Raw genomic sequence first — 13,202 nt, 5'->3', positions numbered from 1 at the left:
CGGTCCATCGTCATCAGAAAAGGGAGACCGTGAAACGCGGCCGCACCTCAGGCGTGGCCGTGGCTGCCGTGGGCCTGGGCGCCCGGAGCCGCCTTGGCCGGTGCGTTGTCGGGCGCGGGCTTGATCGTGGCGCGTACCGGCGCCTTGGCGGCCTTGCCCAGGTTGGTCGCGATGATGCGGTTGACCTGCTCGTCGGCGGCGCGTTCCTGGGTGTCGAAGATGGTGGTCTGCAGACGCGGCGCGGTGTTGCCGGTGGCGGCGGCCAGGGTCGGGCCGTCCTGGTTGCGGATGTCGACCTGCACATCCATCGACAGGCCGACGCGCAGCGGATGCTCCGCGACTTCCTTGGGATCCAGCGAAATGCGCACCGGCACCCGCTGCACCACCTTGATCCAGTTGCCGGTGGCGTTCTGAGCCGGCAGCAGCGCAAACGCCGCCCCGGTGCCCGCGCCCAGGCCCTGCACCTTGCCGTGGTACTCGGTCTTCTTGCCGTAGACATCCGCCTCCAGCGTCACCGTCTGGCCGATGCGCAGCTTGGCCAGCTGGCTCTCCTTGAAGTTGGCATCCACCCAGACCTGCTGCAGGCCGACCACCGCCATCAGCGGCGCACCGGCGGCCACGCGCTGGCCCAATTGCACCGAGCGGCGGGCGATCCAGCCCTCCACCGGGGCGACCAGCTCCGCACGCTGCAGCGCGAGATAGGACTCGCGCACACGGGCGGCGGCGCGCAGCACGTTCGGATGGTCCTCCACGCTCACGCCGTCGGTCAGCGCCTGGTTGGATTGCAGTTGCTCACGCGAGGCCAGCAAGGCGGACTGCGCGGCCGCGGCGGCGGCGCGGGCGGCCGTCAGTTGGGCCTGCGCATGGTCCAGCTCTTCCTTGCTGACGGCGCCGGTGGCGAGCAGCGGCTGACGGCGGGTGACGTCCGCCTGCAGCCGGCTGAGCTCGCTCAAGGCGCGCTGCTGATCGGCTTCACGCACCTGCACCTGGGCGGCCAGGCCGCTGTTGTTGGCATAGACGGTGCGCACTTCACGCACGGTCTGCGCCAGCTGGGCCTGGGCCTGGTCCAGCGCCATGCGGGCATCCACCGGATCCAGGCTGACCAGCCTCTGGCCGGCCTTCACGAAGTCGGTGTCGTCGGCATAGACGGCGCGGACCGTGCCGCCAACCAGCGGCGTGATCTGCACGACGTTGGCCTGGACATAGGCGTTGTCGGTGGTTTCGTAATGGCTGCCGATGACCCATTCATAGGCGGCATAGCCGATGCCGGCCAGCGCGACCACCACCGCGATCAGGGTCAGGCCCTTCTTGCGGGGGTTGCCGTTCTTGCCGTTGGCGGGCGGGGTGCCGGTGGCGGCGGAGGGTGTGGTGTTCTCTGGCGTGGCGCTCATGATGGTGCTCGGACGGAGGTGCTTCGAGAGTCGGTTCGGGTGTTTGTTCAGGACGGTCGGGGCCTCAGCCGCGCTCGCCCGTCGGGGTCTGTGCGGTGGTGCGGGCCGGGTCGGCATAGCCGCCGCCCAGGGCGCGCATCAGATTGATCTGCGCATCGATGGTCAGGGCCTGCAGATCGATCTGGCCGCGTTGCTGCAGCAACTGGTTCTGATGGGCGTTGAGCACCGCGAGGCGGTTCACCAGCCCGGCCTGGTAGCGCTGGCTGGCCAGGGCGGACTGGCTGTCCGCATTGGCGACCAGCGCCTCCTGCTGCACGCCTTGCTGGCGCAGCGACTGCAGGGTGGTGAACTGGTCGCTGGCATCGCGGACCGCATCCAGCACGGCCGCGTTGTAGGTGGCGACGGCGGCGTCCTGCTCGGCGGCACTGCCCTTGAGCTGCGCGCGCAGACGGCCGCTGTCGAACAGCGGCAGATGCAGCGCCGGACCGATACCGAACTGGCGGCTGCCGCTCTTGAAGAGATCATCCAGGCCGATCGAGTTCAGGCCGGCGAAGGCGCTGAGGCTGACGCTGGGATAGAACTGGGTGCGGGCGGCGCGCACGTCCTGCGCGCTGGCTTCCACCCGGGCGCGGGCGGCGGCCAGATCGGGGCGACGGCCCAGCAGGTCCAGGTGAGGTTCCTGCTGCCAGTCAATCACTCGCGGCAGGGCCGCTTCCAGCGACGCCGTGGCCGAAGGGCCCTGCCCGGTCAGCGCGGCGAGCTGATGGCGCAGCAAGGCCTGCTGTTCCCGCAGCACCACCTGCTGGCGCTGGATGTCGGGCAGCGGCGCTTCGGCCACGCGCAGGTCCTGGCCGTTGTCCAGGCCGGCGGCGCTGCGCTGGCGCACCAGGTCCAGGCTTTGGTCGCGCAAGGTTTTCTGCTGCTCCAGCAGTCGGCTCTGGGCCTGGCTGCGCGCCAGCGCCACATAAGCCTTGGCCACCGCATTGGACACGCTCAACTGCGCGGCCGCGGCATCCGCCTCGGCGGCGCGACGCTGGCCCAGCGCCGATTGCAACGCGGCCTCGTGGCGGCCGAAGAAGTCGAACTCATAGCTCAGGCCGGCCTGGATGTTGGCCAGCGTCTGGACGCTGCCAGACAGCGGCGGGGGATAGATGCCGTGTTCGGAGAAGCGCTGCCGGGTCACATCGGCGGACAGGCTGGCATTGGGCCGCTTGGCGGCTTCGGCGTTCTCGGTCAGCGCAGCGGCGCGGGCGATGCGGGCCCGGGCCAAGGCCAGGCTGGGCGATTGGGCGATGGCCTGGTCGACCAGCCCATCGAGTTGCGCATCGCCGAAGGTCTTCCACCACTGGGCGTCGAGCGCCTGGCCGTCGCCGGTCGACAAGCCCAGGCGCGCGGCGGCCTCGCCTTCCAAGGGCTGGGCCGGATCAGCCAACTTGGGGATAGGCGCACAAGCGGCGAGCACCATCAGCAGCGCCGCGCCCATGGCCAGGGCCAGCGTGGTTCGATGAAGGATTCGGGAAGTCATGAGGCAGTCCTGCGGGAAATTGTTCTTGTGAGGCGCCGTGTGACCGGCGCAGGGACAACACAGCGGCGACGTGGTCCAGGGATCAGTCGTCCCTGTCCACCAGGGACGAGGTCTCCGAGGTCAGGCCAGCGTCGCGGATGGCATGGCCGTTGGCGACCATGCGTTGCAGCAGGTCGACCAAAGTCCGGAACTCCTGATCGGTGAAACCGGCCAGATGGGCGTTGAACACCTGGGACAGCACACCGGGCGCCGCCGCCATCGCCGCCAGACCGGCGTCCGACAACGACACCATCACCACCCGGCGGTCTTCGACCGACCGCTCACGCCGCACCAGGCCCTTGGCCTCCAGGCGATCCAGCAAGCGGGTCATCGCGCCACCGTCCATCGCCAGCTCACGCGCCAGGGCGGCGCTGGACATGGACCCGTTGAACCGCAGGCGCAGCATCGGGGCCCACTGCGCATGGGTCAGGTCATGCTTGCCCAGCAGCTTGTCGGCCTGGCACACCATGGATTGCTTGATCTGGCGCAGCATCCATCCCAGGCTGGGTTCGCACTGGAAGTTGTCGGCGCTGTAAAACTCGGCGATGGGTGGGAGCTTGGGACTCATGGCAGTCGTCCAGTGATCTGAAATCCCGGAAGATCCGGTTTTTCAGTGGTGGCCTTCGGAAAAGTCTGGGCAATTATTGCTTAGGCAATGATTGCCTTGCCAATCACTGCATCCAATGGGCCTAAGCAATGAAGGGGCTTTGCGCTCCTGCCCGGCCGGCCTCGCGCCTTGATCCTTCAAGGTGCCGGAAGCGGGTTGTCACGGGCAGGCGGCGGTGGCCGCCCTACACTGCCTCGATGTCCGCTGTCCCGCCCGCCTCCTCCGCCCCCTCGTCCCGGCCTGCCGTCTCCGGCGCGTCAGGTCATCCGACCGCCACTTCCGCCGTGCCACGGTCCGCAGCCGCGTCAGACAGTGGCGACGCGGCCGGTGCGCGCGCCAGTCCGCCGCTGCGAGCCATGGGGCCGGCGCTGTGGCCGTTCCTGAGGCCGTACCGCTGGCGGATTGCTTCGGCGGTGGTGTTCCTGGTGATGGCGGCGGTCGCGACGCTGGTGTTTCCGATCGCGCTGCGGCAATTGATCGACCAAGGCCTGATCGCCGCCGATCCCGGCGAGCGGATGATGGCGCTGCGGGAACACTTCCTGTGGCTGTTCGCCACCGGTGCGGCGCTGGGGTTGTTCTCCGCTTTGCGCTTTTATGCGGTGAGCTGGCTGGGCGAGCGGGTGAGCGCCGACCTGCGGACGGCAGTCTATGCGCATGTGCTGCGCCAGAGCCCGGAGTTCTTCGAGACCACCCAGACCGGCGAGGTGATCAGCCGCATCACCACCGACACCACGGTGATCCAGAGCATCGTGGGCTCCAGCCTGTCGATGGGGCTTCGCAACATGATCATGGGCATCGGCGCCATCGCCCTGCTGATCGCGACCAATCCGTGGGTGATGACGCAGGTCATGGGCATCCTGGTGCTGGTGGTGCTGCCGGCGCTGTTCTTCGGCCGCCGGGTGCGACGGCTCTCCCGGGCCAGCCAGGACCGCGTGGCCGACACCAGCGCCATCGCGGCCGAGATGCTCAATGCGATCACCGTCGTGCAGTCGCATGCCCAGGAAGGCCGCGAGGCGCAGCGCTTCGACGTGGCCAGCGAGGCGGCCTTCGACACCGCCCGCAAGCGCGCCCGGGTGCGCGCGCTGCTGGTGGCCTTCATCATCACCGCCACCTTCGGCGCCCTGCTCTGGGGCCTGTACCAAGGCACGCAGGCGGTGATGGCGGGACGCATCAGCGCCGGTCACCTGGGTCAGACGGTGGTGTATGTGATCCTGCTGGTGTCCTCGGTGGCGGTGCTGGCGGAAGTCTGGGGCGAGTTGCTGCGCGCTGCAGGCGCCACCGAGCGTTTGATGGAATTGCTGGCGGCCCGGTCGCCGGTGGCCGATCCCGTCGCACCGCTGGATCCGCCGGCACAAAGCGGGCCGTCACGGGTGGTGTTCCATCAGGTGGGCTTCCACTATCCCTCGCGCCCGGATCGCGCGGCGCTGACGCAGTTCGATCTGCACATCGCGCCGGGCGAAACCGTGGCCCTGGTGGGCCCCAGCGGCGCCGGCAAAAGCACCGTGCTGCAGCTGCTGCAGCGCTTCTATGACGTGCAGCAGGGCCACATCGAGCTCGACGGTGTGCCGGTGGACCGCATGCGGCTGGCGGACCTGCGCAGCCGCATGGCGCTGGTGCCGCAGCAGAGCGTGATCTTCTCTGCCAGCGCGTTGGACAACATCCGCTACGGACGACCCGAGGCCAGCCGTGACGAGGTCATCGCCGCGGCCCGCGCGGCGCACGCGCACGAATTCATCGAGCAACTGCCCCAGGGTTACGACAGCTTCCTGGGCGAGCGCGGCGTGCGTCTTTCCGGCGGTCAACGCCAGCGCATTGCCATCGCCCGCGCGATGCTGCAGAACGCCTCGCTGCTGCTGCTGGACGAAGCCACCAGCGCACTGGACGCCGAAAGCGAACGGCTGGTGCAACAGGCGCTGGACGAAGCCATGCGGGACCGCACCACGCTGGTCATCGCCCACCGGCTGGCCACCGTGCAGCGGGCCGACCGCATCGTGGTGATGGAGGACGGCCGCATCGTCGAGCAAGGCCGACACGCCGAGCTGGTCGCCCGAGGCGGTCTCTACGCCCGCCTGGCAGCGCTGCAGTTCACGCACTGATCCTCGCTTGTCACCCGGACCGCAGCGCGGGAAGCCTCGCTGGCGGCCCCGGCTTTGACGCCCCACCTAGAATCCCGCCCCATGACCGACATTGCCAAGCCCCTGCGCCCGGTGCGCCGCCAGTACGAAGACTTCATGCGCCATGTGTACGAGCATGGCGTGGCCAAGGGCGACCGCACGGGCACCGGCACGCGCAGTGTCTTCGGTCATCAGATGCGTTTCGATCTGAACGAGGGTTTCCCGCTGGTGACGACCAAGAAGGTGCACCTGAAGTCGATCATCCTGGAGCTGCTGTGGTTCCTGCGGGGGGATTCGAATGTGCAATGGCTGCAGGAGCGCGGCTGCACCATCTGGAACGAATGGGCGCGCGAGGACGGCGATCTGGGCCCGGTCTATGGCGTGCAATGGCGCAACTGGCCGACGCCGGACGGCGGCCACATCGACCAGATCGCGCAGGTGGTTCAGCAGCTCAAGTCCAATCCGGACTCGCGCCGGATCATTGTCTCGGCCTGGAACGTGGCGGATCTGGACCGCATGGCGCTGATGCCGTGCCACGCCTTCTTCCAGTTCTATGTGGCGGACGGCAAGCTCTCCTGCCAGCTCTACCAGCGCAGCGCGGACATCTTCCTGGGCGTGCCCTTCAACATTGCCAGCTATGCGCTGCTCACCCAGATGTTGGCGCAGCAATGCGACCTGGGCCTGGGCGACTTCATCTGGACCGGTGGCGACTGCCACATCTACGCCAATCACTTCGAGCAAGTGCAAACGCAACTGAGCCGCGAGCCGCTGGCCTATCCGACGATGCACATCAAGCGTCGGCCGGCTTCGATCTTTGATTACGAGCTGGCTGACTTCGAGCTGCAGGGGTATGAGCACCATGCGGCGATCAAGGCGCCGGTGGCGGTTTGAGGGCTCGAGGCGACGGTTGGGGCGAGGTTCCCTCACGAAGAGACGCGGATCACTGACGATGCCGCGCCTCATGCGAGGCCGTGGTAGCCCCCCAGATCGCCCACCAAGGTCCGATACCCCATGGGCATACGAACGATGTCGTCATGCAGGTCGGCCAGCCGGGCACAGACCTCCACGCGGGCCAAATTCAGCTGCATGTCGAAGAAGGCGATGTGATCAGCCAAGCTGCCGGTCAGCAGTTTGTCTTCCTGCATGACCGTGCCGATCTGGCGGCGGCAATTGGGCATCCCCAATTGCCGCATCGGAATACCGCCGAAGGCGACCTCGCCTTCCGTCGGTTGCAGCAGGCCCAGGGCGATCCCAGGGCGATCTTCAGCAAGGTGGTCCTGCGTCGGTACGAAGCCCATCGCAACAGACCATGAGCCAGCAGGGCGCCCCCACCGCGCCGCTAGAATCCGCGCCATCTTCAGGCCCTGTCGAGACCGCTCGCCCAAAGCCAGGCCGCCCGCACGTTTGCCCGCCACGATTCCCACATGCCGCTCCAGCGCCGTCCCGCATCCGATCGACGATGCCGTGCCGGACACTGCCGCGTCGCACCCGTGCCACCTGGCGCCCCGAAGGCCCTCTGCCTGCCACCCCAATCCGCTTGAATCCGGAGCCCCAAGATGCCTCACCTGACGCTGATCGCCGCGCTGGACTGCGCCCGTGGCATCGGCCGCGACAACGAACTGCTGTGCCGCCTGCCCGAGGACATGGCCCGCTTCAAGGCCCTCACCCTGGGCCACACCGTGATCATGGGTCGCAAGACCTGGGACTCGATCCCCGCGAAGTTCCGACCGCTGGTGCAGCGTCGCAATCTGGTGCTCTCTCGCCAGCCCGGCCTCGAACTGCCTGGCGCCGAAGTGTTCGACTCGCTGTCCGCCGCCCTGGCCGCCTGCGGCACCGACGAGGCCGTGTTCGTGATGGGCGGCGCCCAGGTCTATGACCAGTCGCTCCCCCAGGCCGACGCCCTGGAGCTGACCCACATCGACCACGCCTTCGACGCCGACGCCTTCTTCCCGGCCATCGATCCGGCACAGTTCAAGGAAGTCGCCCGCTCGTCCCACCACAGCCCGGCCGACCGCGGCCACGGCTGGACCTTCGACTTCGTCCGCTACGAACGGCAGCGCTGAAGACCTGGCACACCGCCGCGCATCGACCCCACTGAAGCGGTCGGGCCACCGCAGACGCGCAACACCAGGCAACACCTGTCACCGCCCTTCCCCGTTCCACGCCGAACGTTCATCATCCGCATCCCCGAAAAATCTGGAGAGTTCCCAATGTCCGGAGGCCAATTCCACGTTCACGGCCCGCATGACCATGAGATGGAGCACGCGGCTCAGCACGAGCCCAAAGGCCTGGCAGGCCAGTTGGCGGTGATCACCGCGGTGCTGGCGACCGTCGGCGCTTGCTTCTCCTACATGGGAGGCGCCACCCAGGCCAATGCCGGCCTCTACAAGAACAACGCCGCGATCACCAAGACCGAAGCCGCCAATCGCTGGAACTACTTCCAGGCCAAGAGCAGCAAGCAGAACATGGCCGAGCTCGCCATGGACCTGACCACCAGCGACGATCAGAAGGCCAAGTACCGCGAGAAGATCGCCCGCTACGAGTCCGAGAAGAACGAGATCAAGACCCAGGCCGAAGCGCTGGAAGCCAAGTCCGCCGAGTGGGACCACAAGAGCGAAGAGCAGTTGCATGAGCATCACCGCTGGGCCCAGGCCACCACGGTGCTGCAGGTGAGCATTGCGCTGGCCGCCATCGCGCTGCTGACACGCCGCCGCTGGATGGAGGGCGCCACCGTCATCGCCGGTGTCGTCGGCATCGCGCTCGGGGTGGCCGCCTGGTTCCACTTCTGAACGGGCCGGCGCCAAGTCGAGCGGAACGCCATTTGCCACAGGAGTGGATCTCCAACTCCCGAGGCACGTCATGGACTCCATCAATCGTCAACAGCCCGAAGAGAACCGCAAGGATCTGAGCGGCGCAGAGGCCATCGAGCGCGTTCGCAGCGCCATCAAGAAGAATCAGAGCTGCTTCTTCTGCACCAGTGCGAGCACCAGCGACTCCGCCACCACCCGCCCGATGGGCGCCCTGGAGGTCGACGACGCCGGCCGGATGTGGTTCATGAGCGCGTCCGACAGCCACAAGAATGCCGAAATCGCGCAGGATCCGAACGTGAGGCTGTACTTCCAGGCCACCGAGCATTCCGGCTTCATGGCGCTGGACGGCCGCGCGACCGTGTCCCGCGACCCGGCCAAGATCGATGAGCTCTGGAGCCCGTTGATGAAGACCTGGTTCACCGAAGGCAAGGACGATCCGCGCATCACCACCATCGCCGTGCAACTGGTCTCGGGCTATTACTGGGACAACAAGCATGGGGACCTCGTCGCCGGCGCCAAGATGGCCATCGGTGCGGCCATCGGCAAGACGCTGGACGACTCGATCGAGGGCGTTCTGCGCTTCTGAGAACCGCGTGGCGGGTCCGCCTGAAGGGCCCGCCACGCCGGCGGACGCGCCCGCTGAGAGCACAGGTGCGTCTCAGCCCGCGCCCGCCGGGGTGATGTGGCCCAGGGCGCTGAAGGCGCTGAGGGTGTTGATCGCCTGCAGGTTGTCGCCACGGAGGGCGCCTTGCAACGGTGGCATGTGCGGCGGGCCAGCGGGCCTCCGGTGGGCGCGGACAGAATCCGCCGGTGCCCCTCCAAGGCCCTTGCGGCCTACGTCGCCTTGGCGCGAAGGAAGGTCGCGACGCTTGCGGATGCGGGCCGCTTGCCGGTATTCACATACTCGACCAGGCTGCCCGCCAGCACCTCCGGATCCGCACTGGCCGTGCGCAGACTGGCGGGCAGGTTGCTGCTGCGGATCACGGATCGAACATAGCCTTCGATGAAGGTCTGCTCGATGACATGGACCGACCCGAGCTCATAGAACGCGGCCATGCCGCGGATGTAGTCGGCCTTGTTGACGTCGGCGAATGAAAACGGAATCAAACCCTCGGCCAGCAGCGGAATGTTGGCCGCCAGACGCGACGTGCGCTTGTTGCCGTTGCTGAACGACTGGACATAAGCGACGCGGGTGAGCAGGTACACCGCCGCCTCCACCGCCGGCTGCGCCTGCGCGGTGGCGACGATCCGGTCGAGCAGCTCTCGTGCGTGGTCGGTGCCCGGGCGAAACGGCGGCAGATAGGCCGAGTTCTGCAGATTGACGTCGTTGAAGACCCGGGTGACCCCACGCTGGTCGATCGGAAGAAAGTGATCCGACTCCGCAAGCTCTTCCCGCCCATGGTCATCGGTCAGGAGGGCATGCATGGCGCACAGGTTCTCGACAGAAAGCGCGCGGTGCGTCCACAGATGCTCACCGGCCCGCTTGTGGTTGAGCGCCAGGAAAGCGTCCTCCACCGGCTTGTCCTTGGCGCGCTGGCCGTAGGTGATCAGCGCTTCGGTGTCGAGCTCCGAATAGGTGCTGCCTTCCAGGATCGAGGAGCCCCAGCTGAAGTCCACCAGGAAGGCCGCCAGGTACTTGCGGTCCATGGGATTGGCCAGACCCTGGATCTCGACGCAACGTGCGGCGCGCTCACGGTCAATGTTGGGCTGCGGCTCCAGGTACGCTTCCCGGAACGGCGCATAGGGACGGCTCGCGGCGGGACGGGCGAAATAGGCGTCGATGTCGGCGCGCGAGAAGGACGAGGTGGTGACATAGCGCGTGGCGCGCGCCTGCCCGACAGACTTGATCAGGCCCCCTTCCCGCAACGCCGCCAGATGGCGATTGAGCGTGGCCCGGCTGATCTTCTCCGTCAGCCCGTTCAGGATGTCTTCCGCCGCAAGCCCTCCCGGGCCGCCGGCTCGAACCAGGTCCAGTATGTCGTCACGCATGAGCAGATTCTTTCTTCCCAACCCATTGAAATATAAGGTATTTTCAGAATCATCTCAAAATACCCTCATTCAACGGAGAATCTACTCATCGGCTTGCGTGCCAGACCCGCAACCACCCGATCCTCGAGCCGGCCGGACCTCGATCGCCGGGAGCCTGGGCCGGCGACATTCCGCCAAGGGTACGCGGACGCGCACCGCCTGTCTCGCCATCCACAAGGTCATGGTCGGATGCCAGCCAAGCACGGCGCCACCGTCAGCGAGATCGCAGCGCCACGACCGACCTACCAGCAGGCTTGATTCACAAGCTCCGACAGTTTTCTTGGCGCACCCGATGTGGCCTCCGAGGCGAGGTCCACATCGGCCAGCCAGCCATGCCGCAACCTGAGCCCGGGTATCGAGAGAACCAGACGGCGCCACACCTCGGCATCGAATGGCTCCACCTGGGTCGCCACGCGATAGCGGTACTGCACCAGTCGTGCGCACTCGTGCTGGGGCGAGATCGATTGAACGTGACGCCAGAAGGTGGGTGCCCCATCCAGTTGACCGTCCTCCAACAACAGCCACGCCAGATTGAGTGAATTGTCAGGACTCTCGGGCCCGCTCGAGAACCTCGTCCAGATCCCGCGGAGCAGCGTGACACAGCGCTCGCGGTCGCCTTCAAACAAGGCGAGGTGGGCCGCGATGGACATGCGTCTCCACTTGTGGGGGTCTGACTCGGCGAGCTTCGCCACCTCGTGCGCTTGCTCGCCTTGACCCAAGCTCAGATGCATCTGAAGCAACTCCTTCGCAATGTGGCGACGGAGCTCTGAATCGATGTCGATGCACACCCGCAGGACTTCTGCGAGCTGACTCACCGCCTTCAGGTAATGGCCTTGCCGCCACACCAGCTCCGCCGTCGCGGTCGCAACCATGGCCGAAGGTTGCTCCCCGCCTGCTGCTTTCAGCTCAGGCATTCCGGCCACCACGCTGGCTTCCTCAAGACGACTCGCAGAGATCAGGTTCCACAGTTCGATGGTTCGCGCACGCACCACCGTGTGCTTGGGGCCATGCGGACCACAGAACGCGAGTGCCTTGCGCACCGCGTCCACGGCGGTGGAATGCTCCCGGCGTATGCCGTGAACAATGGCCAGCGCGCTGTAGCTGGAGGCCTGCAACGTGGGCATGTCGCTCAAGGTCGCCATTTTGATGGCGATGTTGGCGTGATTGATGGCTTCCGCATGTCGCCCGTTGATGGGCAAGACGTACGCCAGATACTCATGCGCTCGGACGATCGCAGCCTGGTCGCCTTCAGCCGTGGCGACTTCCAGCGCGCGCCTGCACAGCAAGGTCGCAGCGGCGTTGTCGCCGAGCGCATGTTCGATCTGGGCCAATGCAATCAAGACATGCGAAAGCGCTTCATTCAGCGCGGAGTGGGCCTCGATCAACGACAGCGCTTCGTCGCAGTATTCCCGGGCCGATCGGTATCTCGCTCTGAGGGTATCCACTTCGGCGAGTTCGATGAGCAGCCAGAGACTGACGTGCGGCGGCAGCGTCGGTCCGGCGGGGTCCATGGCCTCGGTCGCGATCGTCTTGGCCCTGTCGAGTGCGCCCGTCTTTCGCAGCAGACGAACCCTCATCGGCAAGCGCTCAACGCTCGGTTGTTGGGCATCCAGCGATTCGATCAGCGACAGGGCCTGCTCTTCCTTCCCCTGGCGCTCGAGCACGAACGCCTGCACCACTTCGTCGCCCCCGTTGGCGTCGCCGATGAGTTTGGGCGGCGTTCCACCCAGCAGGCCCAGGAGTCGGTCGATGGCCGCCACCAAGGTCGCGCCCACAACGCGCTGGGTGTGGACCAGGCCGTAGGCACAGCCCCAGACGGCATCGACCACCGTCTGGCCGTCCTCGAGACTCAACCGGCACACCAGAGCACAAGGCGCGCCAATCGCCTTGCAAGCCGCCGTCACGTCCATCAAATCGCCGTCGTGGGGTACCCAAGCCAGCGAGGACCCAATGGGGAGCAAGGGCCCCAACCCGGCCTGTTCGAACGCAAAGTGAAGCCAACGCGCCAATCCCTCGGCCGCCTCCTGGTCGGGATGGGGCATGCGGTCATCCACGAAGCGAAGAATCGCAGTCGGTCGATACACCGGTCCCGGAAGGCCGAGCGAGGGTGCCTCCGCCGGCTGCGGTCGCATGGGCATCGGACCGTCCGCTTCAATCACATGCTCGTCAAACCGGTAGCCGACGCCATGGACCGTCGTGATGACGTCGCCGACGATCTTTCGCAACTTCATCACGGCACGAGCCACCGCCGAGTCCGTCACGAAAGGCGACTTCCAGACCGCCTCGAGCAGTTCGTCCTTGGCCACCACCCTTCCGGCGCTGTTCAGGAAGTGCAGCAGCAACGCATAGACCAGCGGCTGCAGTGCCACCACTTCGCCACCGTCACTCAACTGCATGCGGTCGCGGTCCAGAATCCACTTCCCGAACTGCAGCTTTCGCCCCCTCAACGCGTCTGGCACTGATCACTCCTTAAACTCATAAGCCTTTCCAGCTGCTCAAGCCAGCGACGAGACCGGAACGGTCTTTCGCGCCGGGGTGCGTGCAGAGGAGCAGGGATGTGGAAGGCCTCGCGGTGTTCGCAGGACCACGGCAACAGCCTGTGCCGCCGCCCTGACGCCCGATGGCTGTCCCGACTCACCCGAGCCCACTGCCGGGAACCTGGTGGGCGGCTTTCCACATCGGCCTGCC

11 protein-coding genes are annotated in these 13,202 nt (G+C 66.7%); 5 read left to right on the top strand and 6 right to left on the bottom strand.

What is annotated here, in order from left to right:
* Positions 1-47: 47 nt before the first annotated feature.
* The 3 genes from N4261_RS10895 to N4261_RS10885 all read right to left on the bottom strand — a co-directional run bounded on the left by N4261_RS10895 (position 48) and on the right by N4261_RS10885 (position 3,523).
* Positions 48-1,391, bottom strand: coding sequence for an HlyD family secretion protein (locus N4261_RS10895; protein WP_261760166.1), 1,344 nt, complete (start codon positions 1,389-1,391; stop codon positions 48-50).
* Between the two features lie 64 nt (positions 1,392-1,455).
* Positions 1,456-2,916 (bottom strand): efflux transporter outer membrane subunit, encoded by a 1,461-nt coding sequence (locus N4261_RS10890; protein WP_261760165.1) that lies wholly within the window; start codon positions 2,914-2,916, stop codon positions 1,456-1,458.
* Positions 2,917-2,998: 82 nt separating this feature from the next.
* The gene (locus N4261_RS10885; RefSeq protein ID WP_261760164.1) at positions 2,999-3,523 is read right to left on the bottom strand and encodes a MarR family winged helix-turn-helix transcriptional regulator; all 525 of its coding nucleotides are present in this window, start codon (positions 3,521-3,523) and stop codon (positions 2,999-3,001) included.
* 395 nt (positions 3,524-3,918) lie between these two features.
* Here N4261_RS10885 and N4261_RS10880 point away from each other — a divergent pair, with 395 nt between their 5' ends.
* Both N4261_RS10880 and N4261_RS10875 read left to right on the top strand, forming a co-directional pair.
* Positions 3,919-5,658 (top strand): ABC transporter transmembrane domain-containing protein, encoded by a 1,740-nt coding sequence (locus N4261_RS10880; protein WP_261760677.1) that lies wholly within the window; start codon positions 3,919-3,921, stop codon positions 5,656-5,658.
* 81 nt (positions 5,659-5,739) lie between these two features.
* Positions 5,740-6,567 (top strand): thymidylate synthase, encoded by an 828-nt coding sequence (locus N4261_RS10875; protein ID WP_261760163.1) that lies wholly within the window; start codon positions 5,740-5,742, stop codon positions 6,565-6,567.
* Positions 6,568-6,635: 68 nt separating this feature from the next.
* On the opposite strand, the gene N4261_RS10870 is transcribed toward N4261_RS10875, so the two are convergent.
* Entirely contained in the window at positions 6,636-7,151 is a 516-nt protein-coding gene (locus N4261_RS10870; protein WP_261760162.1) for a hypothetical protein, read from the bottom strand.
* Between the two features lie 81 nt (positions 7,152-7,232).
* On the opposite strand from N4261_RS10870, the gene N4261_RS10865 reads away from it, so the two are divergent.
* The 3 genes from N4261_RS10865 (at position 7,233) to N4261_RS10855 (ending at position 9,072) form a co-directional block, all read left to right on the top strand.
* Entirely contained in the window at positions 7,233-7,739 is a 507-nt protein-coding gene (locus N4261_RS10865) for a dihydrofolate reductase (RefSeq protein WP_261760161.1), read from the top strand.
* 147 nt (positions 7,740-7,886) lie between these two features.
* Positions 7,887-8,465, top strand: coding sequence for a DUF4337 domain-containing protein (locus tag N4261_RS10860; protein WP_261760160.1), 579 nt, complete (start codon positions 7,887-7,889; stop codon positions 8,463-8,465).
* Between the two features lie 70 nt (positions 8,466-8,535).
* On the top strand, positions 8,536-9,072 hold the full coding sequence (locus tag N4261_RS10855) for a pyridoxamine 5'-phosphate oxidase family protein (protein WP_261760159.1): 537 nt from the start codon (positions 8,536-8,538) through the stop codon (positions 9,070-9,072).
* 248 nt (positions 9,073-9,320) lie between these two features.
* On the opposite strand, the gene N4261_RS10850 is transcribed toward N4261_RS10855, so the two are convergent.
* Both N4261_RS10850 and N4261_RS10845 read right to left on the bottom strand, forming a co-directional pair.
* Complete coding sequence (locus tag N4261_RS10850; RefSeq protein WP_261760158.1) at positions 9,321-10,475, bottom strand: Fic family protein; 1,155 nt, start codon at positions 10,473-10,475, stop codon at positions 9,321-9,323.
* A 281-nt stretch (positions 10,476-10,756) separates the two neighbouring features.
* Positions 10,757-12,973: a winged helix-turn-helix domain-containing protein gene (locus N4261_RS10845; protein WP_261760157.1), complete on the bottom strand. Its 2,217-nt coding sequence runs from the start codon at positions 12,971-12,973 to the stop codon at positions 10,757-10,759.
* Between the last annotated feature and the right edge of the window lie 229 nt (positions 12,974-13,202).

Source organism: Roseateles amylovorans (genome assembly GCF_025398155.2).
In the GTDB taxonomy this organism is placed as follows: Bacteria; Pseudomonadota; Gammaproteobacteria; order Burkholderiales; family Burkholderiaceae_C; genus Roseateles; species Roseateles amylovorans.
The sequence above is the reverse complement of the archived record's forward strand: the minus strand, read 5'-3'. Positions and strand labels throughout refer to the sequence as shown.

Excerpts from the sequence above, each read along its gene's own strand:
- N4261_RS10895 (WP_261760166.1), bottom strand. The coding sequence starts at position 1,391 with ATGAGCGCCACGCCAGAGAACACCACACCCTCCGCCGCCACCGGCACC.
- N4261_RS10890 (WP_261760165.1), bottom strand. The coding sequence starts at position 2,916 with ATGACTTCCCGAATCCTTCATCGAACCACGCTGGCCCTGGCCATGGGC.
- N4261_RS10885 (WP_261760164.1), bottom strand. The coding sequence starts at position 3,523 with ATGAGTCCCAAGCTCCCACCCATCGCCGAGTTTTACAGCGCCGACAAC.
- N4261_RS10880 (WP_261760677.1), top strand. The coding sequence starts at position 3,919 with ATGGGGCCGGCGCTGTGGCCGTTCCTGAGGCCGTACCGCTGGCGGATT.
- N4261_RS10875 (WP_261760163.1), top strand. The coding sequence starts at position 5,740 with ATGACCGACATTGCCAAGCCCCTGCGCCCGGTGCGCCGCCAGTACGAA.
- N4261_RS10865 (WP_261760161.1), top strand. The coding sequence starts at position 7,233 with ATGCCTCACCTGACGCTGATCGCCGCGCTGGACTGCGCCCGTGGCATC.
- N4261_RS10860 (WP_261760160.1), top strand. The coding sequence starts at position 7,887 with ATGTCCGGAGGCCAATTCCACGTTCACGGCCCGCATGACCATGAGATG.
- N4261_RS10855 (WP_261760159.1), top strand. The coding sequence starts at position 8,536 with ATGGACTCCATCAATCGTCAACAGCCCGAAGAGAACCGCAAGGATCTG.
- N4261_RS10850 (WP_261760158.1), bottom strand. The coding sequence starts at position 10,475 with ATGCGTGACGACATACTGGACCTGGTTCGAGCCGGCGGCCCGGGAGGG.